Source organism: Rossellomorea aquimaris (assembly GCF_001877785.1).
GTDB classification, from domain to species: Bacteria; Bacillota; Bacilli; order Bacillales; family Bacillaceae_B; genus Rossellomorea; species Rossellomorea aquimaris_A.
Genome location: NZ_MINN01000139.1, coordinates 17,021 through 34,800, shown reverse-complemented (window position 1 = coordinate 34,800; position 17,780 = coordinate 17,021). Strand labels below are relative to the sequence as shown.

The 17,780-nt window shown below is 45.7% G+C and carries 17 protein-coding genes; 7 read left to right on the top strand and 10 right to left on the bottom strand.

What is annotated here, in order from left to right; all coding sequences use genetic code 11:
• The first annotated feature begins 162 nt into the window (after positions 1 to 162).
• Genes BHE18_RS20305 through BHE18_RS20295 form a run of 3 tightly spaced genes read left to right on the top strand, consistent with a single transcriptional unit; the run spans position 163 to position 2,348 of the window.
• A complete protein-coding gene (locus tag BHE18_RS20305; RefSeq protein WP_071620321.1) occupies positions 163 to 705 on the top strand; it encodes a signal peptidase I in 543 nt (180 codons plus the stop codon).
• A gap of 50 nt (positions 706 to 755) precedes the next feature.
• Positions 756 to 1,472, top strand: coding sequence for a hypothetical protein (locus BHE18_RS20300; RefSeq protein ID WP_071620320.1), 717 nt, complete (start codon positions 756 to 758; stop codon positions 1,470 to 1,472).
• A gap of 57 nt (positions 1,473 to 1,529) precedes the next feature.
• Complete coding sequence (locus tag BHE18_RS20295; RefSeq protein ID WP_071620319.1) at positions 1,530 to 2,348, top strand: hypothetical protein; 819 nt, start codon at positions 1,530 to 1,532, stop codon at positions 2,346 to 2,348.
• Positions 2,349 to 2,392: 44 nt separating this feature from the next.
• Here the strand turns inward: BHE18_RS20295 and treR are convergent, their stop codons facing one another.
• Positions 2,393 to 3,115, bottom strand: a complete 723-nt coding sequence (gene treR / locus BHE18_RS20290) for a trehalose operon repressor (RefSeq protein WP_141771950.1) — start codon at positions 3,113 to 3,115, stop codon at positions 2,393 to 2,395.
• A gap of 118 nt (positions 3,116 to 3,233) precedes the next feature.
• Between treR and BHE18_RS20285 the strand changes: the two genes are divergently transcribed.
• Positions 3,234 to 3,845, top strand: a complete 612-nt coding sequence (locus BHE18_RS20285; protein ID WP_071620317.1) for a hypothetical protein — start codon at positions 3,234 to 3,236, stop codon at positions 3,843 to 3,845.
• A 28-nt stretch (positions 3,846 to 3,873) separates the two neighbouring features.
• Here the strand turns inward: BHE18_RS20285 and BHE18_RS20280 are convergent, their stop codons facing one another.
• The 3 genes from BHE18_RS20280 to treP form a co-directional block, all read right to left on the bottom strand.
• The gene (locus BHE18_RS20280) at positions 3,874 to 4,053 is read right to left on the bottom strand and encodes an aspartyl-phosphate phosphatase Spo0E family protein (protein ID WP_071620316.1); all 180 of its coding nucleotides are present in this window, start codon (positions 4,051 to 4,053) and stop codon (positions 3,874 to 3,876) included.
• Between the two features lie 356 nt (positions 4,054 to 4,409).
• Positions 4,410 to 6,095, bottom strand: a complete 1,686-nt coding sequence (treC, locus tag BHE18_RS20270; protein ID WP_071620314.1) for an alpha,alpha-phosphotrehalase — start codon at positions 6,093 to 6,095, stop codon at positions 4,410 to 4,412.
• A gap of 428 nt (positions 6,096 to 6,523) precedes the next feature.
• Complete coding sequence (gene treP, locus BHE18_RS20265; protein WP_071620313.1) at positions 6,524 to 7,939, bottom strand: PTS system trehalose-specific EIIBC component; 1,416 nt, start codon at positions 7,937 to 7,939, stop codon at positions 6,524 to 6,526.
• A gap of 536 nt (positions 7,940 to 8,475) precedes the next feature.
• On the opposite strand from treP, the gene BHE18_RS20260 reads away from it, so the two are divergent.
• Positions 8,476 to 8,808, top strand: coding sequence for a hypothetical protein (locus tag BHE18_RS20260; protein ID WP_141771949.1), 333 nt, complete (start codon positions 8,476 to 8,478; stop codon positions 8,806 to 8,808).
• A 192-nt stretch (positions 8,809 to 9,000) separates the two neighbouring features.
• On the opposite strand, the gene BHE18_RS20255 is transcribed toward BHE18_RS20260, so the two are convergent.
• Complete coding sequence (locus BHE18_RS20255) at positions 9,001 to 9,666, bottom strand: hypothetical protein (protein WP_141771948.1); 666 nt, start codon at positions 9,664 to 9,666, stop codon at positions 9,001 to 9,003.
• Between the two features lie 236 nt (positions 9,667 to 9,902).
• On the opposite strand from BHE18_RS20255, the gene BHE18_RS20250 reads away from it, so the two are divergent.
• On the top strand, positions 9,903 to 10,832 hold the full coding sequence (locus BHE18_RS20250) for a C40 family peptidase (RefSeq protein WP_071620310.1): 930 nt from the start codon (positions 9,903 to 9,905) through the stop codon (positions 10,830 to 10,832).
• A gap of 99 nt (positions 10,833 to 10,931) precedes the next feature.
• Here BHE18_RS20250 and BHE18_RS20245 read toward each other — a convergent pair whose 3' ends face one another.
• From BHE18_RS20245 to BHE18_RS20235, 3 genes are all read right to left on the bottom strand, one after another.
• Complete coding sequence (locus BHE18_RS20245; RefSeq protein WP_071620309.1) at positions 10,932 to 12,788, bottom strand: zinc ribbon domain-containing protein; 1,857 nt, start codon at positions 12,786 to 12,788, stop codon at positions 10,932 to 10,934.
• A 68-nt stretch (positions 12,789 to 12,856) separates the two neighbouring features.
• Entirely contained in the window at positions 12,857 to 14,341 is a 1,485-nt protein-coding gene (locus BHE18_RS20240; RefSeq protein WP_071620308.1) for a zinc ribbon domain-containing protein, read from the bottom strand.
• A 24-nt stretch (positions 14,342 to 14,365) separates the two neighbouring features.
• The gene (locus tag BHE18_RS20235) at positions 14,366 to 14,863 is read right to left on the bottom strand and encodes a zinc ribbon domain-containing protein (RefSeq protein WP_071620307.1); all 498 of its coding nucleotides are present in this window, start codon (positions 14,861 to 14,863) and stop codon (positions 14,366 to 14,368) included.
• Positions 14,864 to 15,182: 319 nt separating this feature from the next.
• On the opposite strand from BHE18_RS20235, the gene BHE18_RS20230 reads away from it, so the two are divergent.
• On the top strand, positions 15,183 to 15,725 hold the full coding sequence (locus BHE18_RS20230) for a DUF6241 domain-containing protein (protein ID WP_071620306.1): 543 nt from the start codon (positions 15,183 to 15,185) through the stop codon (positions 15,723 to 15,725).
• Between the two features lie 46 nt (positions 15,726 to 15,771).
• On the opposite strand, the gene tagU is transcribed toward BHE18_RS20230, so the two are convergent.
• A complete protein-coding gene (gene tagU, locus BHE18_RS20225) occupies positions 15,772 to 16,710 on the bottom strand; it encodes a polyisoprenyl-teichoic acid--peptidoglycan teichoic acid transferase TagU (RefSeq protein WP_071620305.1) in 939 nt (312 codons plus the stop codon).
• A 117-nt stretch (positions 16,711 to 16,827) separates the two neighbouring features.
• Positions 16,828 to 17,601: an SGNH/GDSL hydrolase family protein gene (locus BHE18_RS20220; RefSeq protein WP_071620304.1), complete on the bottom strand. Its 774-nt coding sequence runs from the start codon at positions 17,599 to 17,601 to the stop codon at positions 16,828 to 16,830.
• Positions 17,602 to 17,780 lie beyond the last annotated feature (179 nt).

Below are 17,780 nucleotides of genomic sequence, written 5' to 3'. Positions count from 1 at the left end.
CGATTGACTTTCATATGCCGTAAAGTACTCGTGGATGCTTCGATAAAAACAGAAGGATTTTGTCGCTTTTTAGCGAACGCTTTGTTCTTAATAACGTTGACACTTCCATATAATTCTAGTAGATTTGTGTACAGGCAAAGAAATTGATAGAGGGGGGAGTTGATGGGAAAGAAACTAGCGAGAGCTGCGATGTACTTCCTGACAGTATTTGTACTATGCAGTATTGTATTTTTACTATTTTCAACGTATCAAGCGAAGAAGGATCCAATGAAGGTCCCGTCCTTTTTCGGATACAAACCGATGACGGTGCTGACAAACAGTATGAAACCTGAAATCAGCGCAGGGGATATGATTCTGGTGAAGGAAGCAAAAACCGAAGACATCAAGAAAGGGGATATCCTCACCTTTCAAACGCCTCAAAAACGGGTCGTCACCCACCGGGTCGCAGAGGCAACCCCGCAAGGTTTCATAACGAAGGGTGACAATAATAATGTTGAGGATGGAGAAAGGGCCAAGCCTGCCAATGTCATAGGAAAAGTCGCCTTCATCCTGCCGAATGCCGGGTACATAGCGAAACTCATTTCCAGTAAACTTGGTTTCTCATTATTTGTCCTGCTGCCGTTCCTGCTTTACATCCTGATTGAAGTCTATCAGCGCATATCCAAATATTTAAATGATAAAGAGAAGACTGCAAAGGTCCATTAACATTTACTTTTTAAAAAATATATATCCAATTTGGGGAGGAAAAAAAGAATATGAAAAATGTAAAGAAAGCATTATTGGCAACATCATTGGCGGGAGCTTTGGTAGTAAGTGCAGGATACGGTACATACTCATGGTTCACATCCAGTACACAGGCAGTGGGAACGATTGAAAACGGTACATTGTCCGTCAATAACGGGGAATCGATTTCAACACCTTTATTCAGCGGGGAATCATTTGCGCCTTCGCAAGTGGTGATGGGGAATTTCGTCACACTTGAAAACACAGGAAGCCTCGATCAGCAGCTCAAGGTGACGTATACCGGCTCCGTCGATAAGGCATCTGCAAATCCATATAAGATCTACTACATGGCTTTCAAATATAAAGAGAAACCAAGCGGTGATGTCATAAAGGATTGGAGACAGGGCTGGGAAAGAGGCTTCTTCAATGGAAATCATAATCCTTCCATGAGCATGGCAAAGTCAGCAGCACTGCCTGAAGGTGTAGAAATGATCACAGGTGAAGCAACGGTCGAAGAAGCGCAGGCGATGGCGGCCATGGCGAAATCAGCTGAAGGAACAAGCAAGACGTTGAAAATCGGAAATGATAAATTCTTCAAGCTTAAATCTAACCAATATATCGACATTGTATTCGATGTGAAGCTTGATCAAAAAGCAGGGAATGAGTACCAGGGTGCGGTGTATAACGGAAGCTTGAACGTTGAAGCGAAGCAGACGGACCATGGTGCCAAATTCGAAAATAAGAAATAAATACAGCCGGCCAGGCAGCCTTCATAAGGCTGCCCGCCTTTTCGAAAGGGGAACAAAATGAGGGTGATCCACGCTGAATACAAAGAAGAGTTGAAAGTAAAAAAACGAAAACCCAATATTGTTCTTGGCACCTTCCTGATCCTGTTCATCGTCTATCTTGTTTCCTTCGCCATGACAGCGGCACCCGGCACCTATGCCTGGCTGACATCGGAAACAGGTGCTGTCGGAACCATCACCAATGCCACCACCAAGGACCTGCTCGCATTTCAGTCCTCGGAGATCAAGTACGGGGAAGGATGCAGCATCCGCCATACGCTGAAGGTGAAAAACATTTCAGATATGGATACAGTTGTAACCGTCACCCTTTCTGCTTCGAGCGGCGGTGAAACTGCCCAAAGCAAAAAGTTGAAACCGGGACAGACCCTGACCGTGAAGCCGGAGCTTCAGGAAAATTCTTGCGAAACAGAATCGCTCCCGTATCGAATCCAGGCATTTCACCAATATGTAGATGAAATGTACTCCGTTCCAGTTGATAAGGCTAGATTGAAAGAAACCATGGTACCGGCCGTGCAAGAAAAGCCGGAAGTGGAGCAGGAGGAAGAAAAACCAGAGAAAGAAGACAAACCTCCAGTCGAACAGCCAAATATGGAAAAACCGGAGAAAGAAGAAGTGGAAGTACCAAAAGCCGAGCAGCCTTCAAGTGATACCGGACAGGAAGGTGAGCCGGCAGACGCTCTGGAAGGGACTCCAACAGAGCAAGTGGAAGATTCCGTTGAGACGGATTCTGAGGATATTGAGGAAGATAGCGGGAATCCCGTGCAGGGGAGCAGCGATAATCCCGATGAAAAAATAGTGTCTGAACAGAAAGAAGAATAATGCCTCTTTAAAAGGTCCACTCCCTATTAACAGGAGTGGATCTTTTAGTTCTTCCGCCGCGCGAAATCCACAAACCGGAACTTATCCAGCCTGTGCCGCGACTCAGTATACTCAAATAGCGTTGCATCCTTCAAATGCACATAATTCTTCACGACGACCACATGATCATAGTCGTCCAGATCGAGATATTTGCGGTCCTCATCCGTGCATGCTTCTACGACAATTTCTTTTTTGGCAAAATCGATCGGCAGCTCCAGTTCGTCCTCCAAATACTCATAAATGGAATTCTCGCAGATTTCCTTTGTGAGCAGGGGAACCTGGGATTTTAGGAAATAGGACTTGTCCAGGATGATTCGTTCACCCTGAATACGCCGGGAACGGACGACATTCCAAATTTCGGTGCTGTCTGCCACTTCAAAAATGGAAGAGAGGCTGCTGTCAGCATTCATGAGGCCGAATTCATGAACGGTGGTCTCGATATCCTCCCGTCCCATTGAAGATTGGAGCTCTTTGAAGCTGACCAGTCCTGAGACAGGGAAGTTCAAGCGTGATACATCCAGCACGAGAGAACCCTTGCCGCGCAGTTTTTGGATCATGCCTTTCTGAGCGAGGAGTGTAAGCGCTTTCCTTATCGTCTCGCGTGAAGTTGAGTACATCCCAGTCAATTCGTTCTCTGAGGGAAGGATGGCATTCGTCTTATACGTGCCGTTTTGTATTTTTTCCGATAGATCTTCGAATATTTGTTTGTATTTATTGCTTTTCGTCATAAGTATCACCATCTATTATTTTACCATAATGTCGGCTGGAAATGAGATTCAACTTGAGTGTTGCGAATATTTTCAATAGAATGGAGATAGCGCAAATTTTAGAAAAGGGTGAAGAGTATTGTCGACACAACATTGGAAGAAAATCATGCTTGGTATCGGGATGAGTACTTTGCTGCTGGCTGCCTGCGGCGGCGAGGATGAAGCGAAAGAAGAGAAGAAGGATACAGAAGAGGTTCAACAGAAAGAGGATCCTAAGAAAGACCCTGCAACGGATGAAGCGGCATCGCTTCAACAAATGACCCAGGTCGTGGAAGATGCAGGCGCCATTAAAGAAGTGGAAGATATTCCTGCAGAAGAGAAAACGGCGATCACGGATGCCTTTAATCAATATATCGATGCTTTCAACGAAGAGGACTTCGATTCGTATATGAGCGTCATTTCGAAGACGCCTGTAAACTTCAAGTATGAAGATGAAAAGCGCTATGTGAAGCAGATCTTTGATTCCGTCGATTCGAAGCGTTCGGTAAGCGATATGAAAATCATCAATTATGCCGGGAAAAAAGCCGACGTCTATGCTAACATAGAGGCGACTACCAAAGACCCCAACAGCGACAAAGAAGTAACCCGTTCAGGTAAACAGGTTACGGTTTTTCACAAGAAGGATGACGGCTGGAAGGTAGCAGCCATCTTCTTCCTGGCGAGTGAAGAGGATAAAGAAAAAGAAGAATAATAAAACAGCCTGCGGTTGATCCCGCAGGCTATTTTTTATGTATAGAGTTTTTTTGCTCAGTATAAACGTTGAACAATTCATCAAGTTCCTGACTCAGCCTGATGGTTGTCGGATGGGTGAAGCCGTTGACAAGAGCGAAGGATTGGAGTTCAGAGCGTTTTTTTTCCATTTCGTACATGATGTTTTTCAGTTGGTTGATGGTTTGCATGGAATCCCTCCTCTTGTGGTTGTGTCTATATTATGACATATTTCTCGGGAAATGTGTCGGGATTTGCTAATATTTGTTTTACAGTTTTTAGTACTGATAATTTTGATAGTCTAGTGTTAATACCGCTTTTGATTTCCGTGGGAGACTTCGCTTTCCGCGGGCGGGCGGTGAGCCTCCTCGGCTTCGCCTGCGGGGTCTCACCAGCACCGCTTTTCCCGCAGGAGTCTGCGTCTCCCACTCCAATCAAAAGCTGGAGAGTGCACGAAATCAATAATCATACTTCTAGAAGGAAATAATTGAAACAACCATCTCATTCCCACTAAAAAAGGTACCCGCACATGCAGGTACCCTTGATTTTATTTGGTTATACGGAATACTACGGATTCGTATGGACGAAGAGTAATATCGTTGTAGCGGTTTGGTGTGTCGCTGTAGTTTGAGATTAGGATTTCGCTGGTCCAGCCTTCGACGTTTACCTCGGATGGGAGGGTGAAGGTTGTTTCTTTTTCGTAGAAGTTGTTCACTGCGAGCAGTTTCTCGCCGTCACCGTTTCGTACGTAGGCGAAGATTTCCGGGTGGTCTTCCAGGATCAGCTGGTAGTCGCCGTCGACGATGATGCTGTATTCTTTGCGCAGACGGTTCAGTTTCTGGTAGTGATAGAACACAGAGTCATCATCTGCAAGGGCATTTTCCACGTTGATTTCCTTGTAGTTCTTCGCAACCGGGATCCAAGGGGTTCCTGAAGTGAAGCCGCTGTTTTCCTCTCCGTTCCACTGGACAGGTGTCCTTGAGTTGTCGCGTGATTTGTGGCGGAGGATCTCCAGGATTTCCTCTTCGGACTTTCCTTCTTCTTTTAAGATATTGAAGATATTGATCGATTCAACATCACGGTATTCGCCGATGCTCGTGAATTTCGGGTTGGTCATCCCGATTTCTTCTCCTTGGTAGATATAAGGCGTACCCTGCATCATATGGATCGTTGTCGCGAGCATCTTCGCTGATTCGCTGCGATACTCACCGTCGTTGCCGTATCGGGACACGATACGCGGCTGATCGTGGTTGCACCAGAATAGCGCGTTCCAGCCGCCGCCTTTGTGCATTTCGCTCTGCCATGTCGACAAGATCTCTTTCAACTTCAGAAAATCAAAGTCGGCAATCGACCATTTCTCCCCGTTCGGGTAATCCACTTTGAGGTGGTGGAAATTGAACGTCATGCTGAGTTCGTTTCTCTCAGGGTTCGAGTATTTGATACAGTTATCGATTGTCGTCGATGACATTTCCCCGACGGTCATGATGTCGTATTGGGAGAAGACTTCTTTATTCATCTCCTGCATATACTCGTGAACTTTCGGGCCGTCAGTGTAAAACTTGCGTCCATCGCCAGGCGCCACGGAACCGTCATCGTCCGGGAAGTCCTGGTCCTTGGAGATGAGGTTGATTACGTCCAGGCGGAAGCCATCGACGCCTTTTTTCAGCCAGAAGTGCATCATGTCATAAAGCTTTTTACGGACTTCATCGTTTTCCCAGTTCAGGTCGGCCTGTGTGACATCGAAGAGATGGAGATAGTACTGTCCGGTTTCTTCATCATACTGCCATGCGTTGCCGCCGAATTTGGACTGCCAGTTCGTCGGTTCGGAACCGTCAGGCTTGCCGTCTTTCCAGATGTAGAAGTCGCGGTATTCGTTGTCTTTCGATTTGCGCGATTCGATGAACCACTGGTTTTCTGTTGATGTATGGTTGATGACGATGTCCATGATGATTTTGATGCCGCGTTTGTGTGCTTCTTCAAGCAGCTCATCGAAGTCTTCCATGGTGCCGTATTCGTCATGGATGTTGAAGTAGTCGCTGATGTCGTAGCCGTTGTCGCGCTGGGGGGATTTGTAGATGGGTGTGAGCCAGACGACGTCGATGCCGAGTTTTTTCAGGTAGTCGAGTTTTTGGGTGATTCCTTTGATGTCGCCTACGCCGTTGCCGGTGGTATCGTTGAAGCTTTTCGGGTAGATTTGATAGACGACGGAGTTTTTCCACCATGGTTGTTTCATTTTGATCCGCACCTTTCATTACTTAGTTAGTAGTTGATATACCGCGTTTGATTTCCGTGGGAGACTTCGCTTTCCGCGGGTAGCCCGTGAGCCTCCTCGTCACTTCGTTCCTGCGGGGTCTCACATAAGCTACTTTTCCCGCAGGAGTCTTCGTCTCCCACTACAATCAAAAGCTGGATTGAGCTGTAATCCTGTCATTTTACAAATGGATAGGGAGACACTAAAAAAAGTGTCGTCCACATCAAATACTTTTTTAATAAATATAAAAAAAGAGGGAGGACCAACCACTGCTGATCGATCTCGTCCCCCTTAGTTTAACTTGTATATACAAGTTCGTCTACTGTTATCTATATATTTATGAAGGCCCGTCCCTCGCTGCGGTAACGTATCACCGCGGCGGGGGTCAGACCCCACCAAAACTGATTATTTTATACCGGTTTGTTTTTGCTGAATTTAGACCAGATCATTGTGAGTACGAATGGTACGACGATACAGATGGCCATTCCGATGAAGAATGGGATCCAGTATTCCGGGATGATGGATAGGAATCCAGGCAGTCCGCCGACACCGATGGAGAATGCTTTGGTTCCTGTCATCGCAAGGAGTACGCCGCCGATCGCTGATCCGATCAATGCTGAGATGAAAGGATAGCGGTAACGGAGGTTGACCCCGAACATCGCTGGTTCCGTGATTCCGAGATAAGCCGAAATGGCTGAAGTACCGGCGAGACCGCGCAGTTTTTCGTTTTCTTTCTTCGCAACGAACATCATCGCGAGTGCAGCTGAACCTTGTGCGATGTTTGACAGCGCAAGGATCGGCCATAAGAATGTCCCGCCCTGGCTTCCGACAAGCTGAAGGTCGACTGCAAGGAACGTGTGGTGCATACCGGTGATAACCATCACTGCGTAAAGACCGCCATAGAGTAATCCGCCTAACCAGGATACTGAATCGAATACCCAGACAACACCGTCAGTCAAAAGATTACCGATGAAGAAAGTGACAGGACCGATTAGGATAAATGAAGCAAAACCTGTGATTAACAATGCAACCGGTGCAACGACCAGCAGTTTGATCGAATCATGGACGCGTTTGTCCAGGAACATTTCAATCTTAGCCAACAGGTAGGATGCAAAGAGGATCGGCAATACCTGTCCCTGGTAACCAATCTTATCGATTTCAAGACCGAAGAGATTCCATTTCGGGATTTCATCAGCTTTACCATAATCCCACGCGTTCATCAAATCAGGATGTACTAAGATAAGACCTAAAACGATACCGAGCAGCGGACTTCCGCCGAAACGCTTAACCGCCGACCAACCGATCAATCCCGGTAAGAACACGAAGGCAGTATTGGCAATCAAGTTGATGATGCTGGCAAGATCTGCCCATTGAGGGTGAACATCAATGACGGACTTGCCATCATAAAAAATGCCGGGTCCGGTCAGGATGTTGTTCAGACCCATCAGCAAACCGGCCGTTACGATCGCCGGAAGGATCGGGATGAAGATGTCGGCGAGCGTCTTGATGGCACGCTGCAGCGGGTTCAGGTTCTGGGTCGCCGCATCTTTGACATCCTGTTTGGATGCCTGCTCGATGCCTGTTTCCTCAGCTAAGATTTGATACGCTTTATTGACCAGGCCTTGTCCGATGACGACCTGGAACTGTCCGTTTGAGGAGAAGGATCCTTTTACGATATCGATCTCTTCCAAACGCTCCTTGTCTACTTTCTTTTCGTCCTTCAATACGAGTCGAAGCCGCGTCACGCAGTGAGTGGCCGTCTGGATATTGTCCTTACCGCCAATCGCTTCGATGATCTCGCGAACGGATTCTCTGCTTACGCTCATGAAATTCCCTCCCTGGTTTTTGGCAGGTGACAGGCATCTCCCGATTATTGTCGGAAGCTGTCATGTACCCGCTTACAATTCTATTAATGGAATTCCCCTAAATAGTTTGTGAAAAACGTCCTAAATTATGCTATTTGAGGCTTTTTTGCTCTTTCTTTGTTTTGGCAATAAAGCCGCTATTGATTTCCGTGGAAGACTTCGCTTTCCGCGGGCGGTTCTGAGCAAAGCCCTTCCGCTTTTCTGATAGGAGTATACGTCTTCCACTCCAATCAATCGCTGGAAAGAATTTATCCGGAAGCATATTTAATCGCTTACAAAACATTTAAGGGCTTGTTGTATATACAAGATATACTTTTATTCTATTCATGTATATACAAGTTGTCAATGGAAAAAGGTTAGCGTTTTCACAGGGGGGCATTCAGTCAGAAGTTGAAAAAATAGTTCTATGGATGGTATTCAGGAAGAAAGTTGAGTAATACGTGAATGATAAATATGATAATATAAAAGTGTATTCCATATTTTACAAGAGGTGAGAGGTGGAGCAGATGATTCAGTATGGCAATATAATTTTAATAATCTTAACGGTTATCGTCGTAACGTTTCTTTTCAGGTGGGGAAAGGAAGAGGGACAAAGTACGTTGAAGTTATTTATGTATTTTTTGGTAAGTTGTGCGATTATCCCCGTGTATGCCAGTTATACCAGGGATAAAGGAGATTTTGAGTTATGGGTGCCGGCGGGTTTTATTGCTGTTGTCATGTACCTTGTTATCAGGAATAAACAACAACCACTGAAGTATAAGGCTTCGCTTTTGGGACTGGCTGTTGCAGGTGTTTTACTCCTCCGTCAATATAATATATTGCCTTTTTAAACGAAAAAAGAGCTTGTCTGCAAGCTCTTTTTTTACATGAATATTCCCATATGGTTTATGTGAATCGTCTTCAGATTTCTATACGAATTGGTTATAGCCGACCACTCCAAACAATATGAAAATGAATATCACTATTGCGATTGCAGCCAAAATCCGCAGAATCAACTTCATTTCTTCCCACCCTTTATCAATCTAAATAACGTATTTTGTCTGCTTCTCTGAAACATAGTAAGTGATGACTGTACTTAGAACGACCAATAAGAATAAAGAGATGAACACGAGTGAAAGCGACATTTCTGTCGGGATAAACAATTGCACCCTGCCTTTAAAGTCGAATACCTTATGGCCGAGTAACGCAAGCATATTCCGAATGTCAAATTTCCCAAGGATCGGAATGATGAAATTGTACACCACAAAGATTAATGTCGGAGCCATGTACCCTTTTAGTATTGTCCCCAAGTAGAAGCCGAGTGTAGAGAAAATGAAGCAAATAAATAGACTCAAGAAATATTGCAGGAAAATATTATGTGACTCAGGGATTGCTTCCAGCTTAAACTCGCTTGCAGGAATATCCTGTACCACAAACTGATATAAAACCATTCCTATGATGTACGAAGTCAATAAGCTGATTGAAACAATCAGAGTAGATGAAATATACATGGAAAGCTGCTTAGATAACAGGTTTGTTTTCCATCCTGTTTGAACAGCACGTATTTTAATTGTCCGGAATTTTCGTTCATATGTAGCTAAATAAATGCCGAACATGGCAAAAATGAATGGGAAAAACATAAACGTCATCCATTCCAGCGTCTGTGAAACAACTTGATCCGGCTTCATTAAATATAATGAATAGGCCAAGTTATCGTAATCTAAAAATATAACCCTGGTTATATTTTTGATTTTACCCGCTTCATTATAATTTGGCGGCCAATGCAACTATATTGGAAACAGACCCATAAATTACTAAACACTGCAATCAGGCGCTTTAAAGGATGTTTTTGACAGAACAGGATAAAAGCACTATTAACCTATCAATCTCCTTCTTTCATAATGGAAAAGCATGAAAATTTTACATGAAGAAGGAGAAATATCTTTTGAAGAAAACGATCATTGCTGTTACAACTGCTGCTTTAGTCTCGTCACTTGCTGTTACTTCTGCTGATGCCGCATCTTATCGCGTGAAATCCGGTGATACCCTGTCCGGGATCGCTTATAAATATGATACATCCGTTTCAAAATTAAAAAGCTGGAATGACCTCACTTCCGACATGATCTATGTCAATCAGGTATTGGAAGTGTCCGGTACAACTTCGTCTTCTGCTAAAACGTATACGGTTCAATCAGGGGACTATCTCTCCAAGATCGGACAGAAGTTCGATGTGTATGTTGCGGAGTTGAAAGAATGGAACAATTTATCCAGTGATGTCATTCATCCGGGGCAGGTACTGAAGGTTTCTGCTTCAGGCGATACAACGACTCAGCCGAAACCGGCAATGAACGGATCGACATACACGGTCCAATCAGGCGATACGCTATCACATATCGCAGCCCGATACGACGTGAGTATATCCCAGATCAAGTCATGGAACGGTCTTAAATCCGACACGATCTATGTCGGCCAGAAGCTTTCAATGGGAGGAACCACTTCCGATGGCGGTGACTCAAGCCAGACGTCAAATGTAGTGGATGTTGCAAAGAAATACATCGGAACGCCGTACAAATGGGGCGGGACCACTCCGAGCGGTTTCGACTGCAGCGGGTTCATCTACTATGTATTCAACCAGGCCGGGACAAGCATTTCCCGTACGAATACAGAAGGCTATTACAGCAAGTCAACGGCTGTCTCCAACCCTAAGCCCGGCGATTTGGTCTTCTTTAAAAATACGTACAAATCAGGCATCAGCCACATGGGCATCTACGTTGGAAATGGTGAATTCGTCCACGCTTCGGACAGCGGTGTTGTTGTGAGCAAGCTGAACAATACGTACTGGTCACCGCGATTTGCGGGATATCGCACATTTTAATTCTTCGTTTCGAATTTAGATTAATAAAGCCGGCGCAGTGATTGACTGCGCCGGCTTTTCCTTTATCTATTTATCCTCTGGGACTCTTTGGACCCAATATTATAGATCCTTACTCTCCACTTCCTCAGTAGAAACGAGATCATACATCTTCAAGCCGCTGCTTGTGGAGGTCACTTTGTACTTCCCATCAAATGATTTGTATTTAGAAGTGCCGTCATCATAGTGTATATTGTATTCCTCGAATGTGTAGACATGGTATGAACCGTCGTCCAGTGGTTCGACTTTCTCTACATCTATATTGACGAGGTCTTCGGTGATTCCTTTTTTGTCGAGGTAGTCGATATAATCCGATACGATTGTTGTGTATTCAGAGGATGAGTCGATATCCCCTGATACAATCGAGTAGTCACGATGGTTGATGGCTTCGACGGAAGCTGAGATGTAAGATTCCACGAAGGATTCCACCTCGTCTGTTGACTGTTCCGCTTTGATGCTTGTGAAAGCAGGGGAGGATTCCAGCTGCTTTTTGAGTGCTTTCGTATCCACCTTGATTTCCTCTGCGTGTTCATCATCAAAGGACCAGATGTAGCCCCATGATTCGACGCTCCACTTACCGTTTTGAAAACTTAGTGAATAGCTGTCTTCAGAGCTTTGTTCGGAAAGTGATACGGGATCGCCTGAATAGACGCTGTCCTCCATCCATTTCGTGCGCACGGGCAGGGTGGCGAACCATTTCCCTTCAATATCCTCCAGGTAAAGAGCATCGGTGTCGACTTCTATTGAAGAGACATACCCGATTGTTTTCCAGTCTTCTCCGGTCATCTCCCCGAATGAATCGGTCACAAATTCAGAAACATCATTGGAGTCCTCTGCGAAGAACTTTGCATCCTGATTGGCAAGGGCTTTGGAAAGGTTGAGGAAATGACGTTTCAATCCTTCTTTCACTTTTTCCTTATCTTTATGGGCTAATGTCAATCCGAGTGTCAGTTGATTGCTGTCGATCGGGGCGTCTTCTGATTCGATTTTGCCGAACGGCATATCTTTCTTTAATTGCACCGTCATGGATCCGTCGGTGAGGACAGGTCCGATCTCAATGTATTTTTCTTCGTCCACCTTCATTCCGGTGTCCTTGCCGTTGACGAAAACGGAAGAGCCTGCGACGTTCGTATTGACGCTGACATAGTCAATATCAAACAGCAGGTCGGTATCAGTCGGACCGACATGGTTAATCTCCGCTTTCTTCTCCAATTGTACAAAATCGGATTTCAAAACTGCTTTAATATCGTAGTCACCAGGGACGTATGAGCCGATCGTTACCATATCGCCTTCCACTGAGGCAGGTTTGATTTTTTTCCCGTCGACATAAAACGTCAAGTCGTCATAATTCGTGTAGATGGTCATCGGAAAAGGCTGGAGGACCAGTTCATAGTTATCGTAGATCAAGAACTTTTTCCCTCTTTTTTCAAGAGTGACGAGCTGCTGTGTCTCGCCGGTATCCGCACTTGCGGTTACAGCTGTCGCGTCATAAGCTTTTGCGTTATCCTTCAATTGGGCAGCAAGGGTTTCTTTAGCGTCTGGATATTCTTTTAAAAACCCAACAAGGGCTTCCACGTTTTTCTTCGTGATTTTCCCGGAATCTTCCTTCGGGCTTAATAAGGCGAGTAGTTCGTCCGCATTCCCTTTTTCAAGCTGTTCCTCGAAGTTCTCCATCAGTTTTGCTTTATCGGTGTAGGCCTCTCCGACTTTATACAGTGATACACAGAGTATCAGCACCAGCAAAGCCGAGCCGATGAGGATCTTGGTTCTTTTTGAAAGGGAGGCAAGGGAAGGCATGGCGGATGCCGTTGATGCTGTCCGTGTCCGGCCTGGCTTCTTTGTTTCCATCTTGGCTCCGCAAGCTTTACAGAACGGGCTGTTGTTTTCCATTTTTTGTCCGCAGGAAGTACAAAATTTCACAGTCATTTCTCCTCTATTGTTCAGGTCTTATAAAAAGGAGGCTGCCTGTCACGAAGACAGCCCCTTATTTAAGCCGCGCGTGTCGTTTGGGATGGTTCCTGGCGGTTAGTCACCATTACACCAAGGCAGGAAACGCCAAATGCCAGAATGGCGCTGATGATTCCTGTACCGATTGCAGAGAATCCGAATGAAGCGTCGAAGGCTCCCTCGAAATTCGTGCTGATCGTCAGCTTAGAGATGGATACGAAAACAGCATTGATCACACCGAAAGCAACGGCGTATGCAGCGAGTTCCTGCAAGATGTTCCCTTCAGTGGATTTCCGCAGCTGATTGCCTGCCCACAGATGAAGTGCAGCAGGGATGAAGGCAAAGACCCAGATCCAGCCGATTTCCTCGAATAGTTCAGCGAATCCTTCTTCATCTTCGGAAGCCTTTGGTCCGCCGAGAAGGGAATAGGATGCATTCACGGTATCCCCATCCGCGGTCATATCCAATGTCAGTGTTTCGAATTGAGCTGCATTCCAAAGGTACCCGCCGATTTGACTTCCAAGCAGGATGTCTGCTGCAGGTTCTTCGGTTGTCAATTCATCATTGGAAGAAACGATGAAGGCTCCGGCAGTCATCATGAGTGCAAGGCCGATCATGGAGTGGAGAATGGCCTTTGAGATCGAGAATCCATATTGCCCGTTGGACACGCGCTCTTCTTTACTCAAAGAGAGGACGGCTCCAAGACTTGTGAAAATAAAGCTGATGATGAAACCGTTGAATACACTTTCAAAGAATGGATAATCCGACCCGAGTGTGACCGTCATGTCGTCGAAGAACCCTGTTGGATCCGTCATCTCCATTGATACACCTGCGAAGGTGCTAATAATGCCGATCACGGCACTGTAAAGAACAGAGAGCGAAGCATTCCATTTCATTTTTTCGATAAACGGCTGATGAGGCTGATTCCGGTTCATCAGGTATCCGATCGGGATGAAGACGACGGCTGGGATAACCAATAGGATGAATAATCCGCTGGTCGTCGAAAGGACTCCTTCGAACATCATCGCATTGGCAAAGTAATCAACCCCGATCATATGACTGATCATAAAGACATCCGTGAACGATACAAGCTTGATGCCGTCAATCAGAGCACCGAAATCCCCGCGCAGTGCATCTCGCAATACACCGTTGACGGCAGAGCTGATAATAAAGGAAATGAGCAATAAAGCAGCAAGCGCAATTCCGTTCCAGACGGCAAGCTTTTTCAAGGTGTCCACATTGGTTAAAGTGGAGAGGATTCCTTCCGACGGGCTGTTTGCGGCCGGAGTCTGTGCACTTGTCCGTTTCGGTTCTCCTCCGGCAGCTTCCTTCACTTTGCTCATCGTTTGCCCGCATGCCGTGCAGTAAAGGGCGGCTGCCCCGTTTTCATGACTGCAGCTGCTGCAGTAGCGGTTATTTTCGTTTTGTACCAGGACATATTCGTTATGTAAGGTCAATGCCTCGCCATCGCTTACGCAATAGAGTGCATCTTCCCGGTTTTTTGTTCCACATTGTTTACAGTACACTGTTTATCTTCCCCCTTTCATGTTCTATTTTGAAACCTTCGTTCCGCAGCAGTGGCAATAGTTTGCATCAGGTGAAACCCTTTCACTGCAGCTTGCACAAACTTCACCTGAGTCAGATTCGGCTTCCGCAGCTTTTTCGACTTTTGCCCCGCAGCCTCCGCAGAACTTGGCATCCATTTCGTTAGGGGTTTGGCAGGAAGGACAGATCGCACCTTCCTGATCGGGACGGCTGCTCAATTCTGCTATCTTTTTGTTACCTTCAAAAATAGCCTGATCCAGTTCGGTCAATTTCGACGTCAATTCCATCAGTTCAGGATCCTGTATTTCCCGGTTTCTGATTTTCATGTACACTTTTTGCCCTGTTTCAAGAAGGATCTTCGATTTTTTCACCGAAACATCATGGATCTCCTTCTTCACTTTGTTGATTTCCTGTACAGTTTGTAATTTAAGCTTGCCCTGTTCGATCCCGCCCTGGAATTTAGACAGGCCTTCTCCCAGCTTTGATTGCAGATTAGTAGACAATAGATCGTTCTCCTTTATCGTGTAGTTGAGTAATTCATTCCATTACATGGCCAAATGATATAATCTTATGAATAAATACAGTAAAAATATTCTTTTGTAGGAAAAATTACACATAGTCTATTTAACTATTAATAATCAGCGAATTCAATACTTTCTTTTCCTGTTTTAATGATAATTGCTTAATTCCAAGCAATTATCATCACCAGGCCGTGGAATAAAGAAATATATGGTAAAATAGTAACTCTTTCCTAATACAAAAGAGGATTCCCTTTGTACATAACGAATTGAATACCATAAGAAGAAAAGGGGAGAGATGGGGATGAGCAAGAAACTCGTGTTTGGCATACTGGGAGGTGTACTGCTCCTGACGATGCTGGGTATTTATATAGCGGTAGGCAGCCTGGAGCGGGCACCCGAGGATGCGAGTGGGAATTCCGGCATCGCAGACACAAGCGGAAGTGCAGCTGAAGTGAGTACAACAGAAGAAGAGGACGGGGAACAAAGCGCCTCCAATCCATTTGAAGAAAAGGTGAAAACACCGCTGAGTGAAAGTCTGGTCCAGCAATATATCCACGCCATGAGCCACCAAAAGGTACAGGCCAAGGAAAAGTGGTCTTTCTTTGAGATAACCGGGGAACGGATCGATTTCTTATTGAGTCAGCTCGAAACCAACAAATATGAGCATGAGGATCTCTACAGGGAGATCCTGGAGAGCTGGAAAGAAGGGGACTTCTCCAATGCGGTGAAGGATCATAATGCCATCTGGCGGCTTCAGGACGGCACAATTGGAAAGGCGACGGCATTGCTTGAACCCGAAGCGGAAGAAGCATTCCTCCAGAAGCAGAAGAAAGAATCCAGATAATCGATGTAAAAAACCCGTGCTGCGACACAGCACGGGTTTCCTGATCTTAAGATTCCAGCTCCAAATGTTCCTTCAAAAGGCTTTGCAGTCTCGCAATTTCCTCTTCCGGGATCACATAATAATAGATATTATCGATCCTCGTACCGGAACCGGCCTCGATCTTGATCTGTTCGATATCATTGGAAGCATCCTTATAATGCTTCTGGATATCAACCATTTCCTTGAACTCGATGTTCGTCTTCACATTGCTTCCGAGTGCATCGAAGATATCGTCGAATTTCCACAGGCTGGAGACACTTGCCCCTTCGGAGATGATCCCTTGGATGATCTGGCGCTGGCGGATCTGTCTGCCGAAGTCGCCGCGCGGATCATCGTAGCGCATCCTGGTGTAAGCGAGTGCTTTCTTGCCGTTCAATTCCACCTGTCCTTCAGGGAATGAATAGCCGCCTGATGAGAAAGCAAGATCGTTGTTGACCGTGATGCCGCCGACCGCGTTCACAATATCCTCGAATCCTTCCATATTGATCTGTACGTAATAATCAATCGGGATATCGAGCATTTCTTCCACCGTATCCATCGCCATCTCCACGCCGCCGAATGCATAGGCGTGGTTGATCTTGTCCCTTGTGCCGTGGCCGACGATATCCGTCAGCGTATCACGCGGGATGCTCAGCATCTTCACGGATTTCGTATCGGGGTTCACTGTCAGGACGATCATCGTATCGGAACGGCCCTTGTCGTTCTTCCGTTCATCCACCCCCATCAGCAGCACGGAGAATGGGTCGCGTTCCTGGAATTTCACTTCTTCGGTCCGCTTGTCCGATTTCCCGCGGTCGATCGGTTCGTGCATCGTTTCGACTGCGCTGTTCAGGGAATGGTAGATGCTGTATGCATACGCCCCTCCGCCAAGCAGCATCAAGAGAAGCAAGATCCCAATCACACGCAGCCACGTGCGTTTCTTCTTTTTGTGTTTCTCAGCTCTCATATTCGTTTCCTCACCTTTTAAAAATTAGCCTACTAGATAACATATCAAAAATGAGTCGGTTTGAATAGTCAATTATTTACTATTCAATGAATGTTCACAAGAGCTGGCGCACAAACATTATTCTGCTATAAAATAATCCATCAGATAATCCGCCCACAGCTCATGTCCCTGTTCATTCGGACCCTCCTGTGAAGGGAGGAGATAGTCCCCGAGCTCTTCTTCCTCAGGCCATTCCGCCCAGTGATCGAGGTAAGTGAAATCATTCTCCCCGGCAAACGTCTTCAGCCCGTCCACCTGTTTCGGGTAATAGGTCGCCCCCTCAATCGGATAGGAAGGCTGCAGGATCAGTTCGGCGCTGCTGTTTTCCTCCTGCAGCTCTTCATAAAACGTCAGGATGCTTTCGTGGTTGCGTTCGACGGGTACGCCGATGGAATTATCGGTGAGGGTAAACGGTTCGAACAGGACAAGATCAGGCTGGAAAGCCAGGACATCCTCATAGACATCCCCTTCAAGGAACTCTACAGAAGTTGTATCTTCCTCGAAAATGGAGACTTCAACCTGATCCCCATAGCCGGAGGAAAGCTCCTCTTTCAATTGGTCACTCCAGCCGCCATTCCCGGAACCCAAAGCATCAGATCCAACGAGCGCTATTCTATATGCGTTTCCGGCATTGACAGCTTCCTTGAACCGATCCTGAGCTTTAGCCGGCCAGTTGGAAATGAGGGGCTCCTCCTTTACTGCTTCAGCAGGTTCCGGGGCATTCTCTTCCTTTACTTCCCCGCCAGCCTGAGCAGCCGGGGCGCCGGCTATCCGTTCCTGCCAATACTGATTCCCTATATAAAGCAGACCAACACAAATAAGTCCAAATACAATTAATAAGAAGTTTTTCATACAGAATCCTCCGATATATATAAAATTAGAAAATAGATCAAAAGAAATACTTACCAATATTGTAATTGGTCTTTTCATTTACAAGAAATTGTAGTTTAATAGATAAGAATGGAAACAATGTTACATTTCTATTAAAATTATGACAAGAAACCAGAGAAAAGACAACATGAATCGCCATT

Excerpts from the sequence above, each read along its gene's own strand:
- BHE18_RS20280 (WP_071620316.1), bottom strand. The coding sequence starts at position 4,053 with ATGCAAACCATCAACCAACTGAAAAACATCATGTACGAAATGGAAAAA.
- BHE18_RS20295 (WP_071620319.1), top strand. The coding sequence starts at position 1,530 with ATGAGGGTGATCCACGCTGAATACAAAGAAGAGTTGAAAGTAAAAAAA.
- BHE18_RS20230 (WP_071620306.1), top strand. The coding sequence starts at position 15,183 with ATGAGCAAGAAACTCGTGTTTGGCATACTGGGAGGTGTACTGCTCCTG.
- treR (WP_141771950.1), bottom strand. The coding sequence starts at position 3,115 with ATGACGAAAAGCAATAAATACAAACAAATATTCGAAGATCTATCGGAA.
- treP (WP_071620313.1), bottom strand. The coding sequence starts at position 7,939 with ATGAGCGTAAGCAGAGAATCCGTTCGCGAGATCATCGAAGCGATTGGC.
- treC (WP_071620314.1), bottom strand. The coding sequence starts at position 6,095 with ATGAAACAACCATGGTGGAAAAACTCCGTCGTCTATCAAATCTACCCG.
- BHE18_RS20305 (WP_071620321.1), top strand. The coding sequence starts at position 163 with ATGGGAAAGAAACTAGCGAGAGCTGCGATGTACTTCCTGACAGTATTT.
- BHE18_RS20220 (WP_071620304.1), bottom strand. The coding sequence starts at position 17,601 with ATGAAAAACTTCTTATTAATTGTATTTGGACTTATTTGTGTTGGTCTG.
- BHE18_RS20300 (WP_071620320.1), top strand. The coding sequence starts at position 756 with ATGAAAAATGTAAAGAAAGCATTATTGGCAACATCATTGGCGGGAGCT.
- tagU (WP_071620305.1), bottom strand. The coding sequence starts at position 16,710 with ATGAGAGCTGAGAAACACAAAAAGAAGAAACGCACGTGGCTGCGTGTG.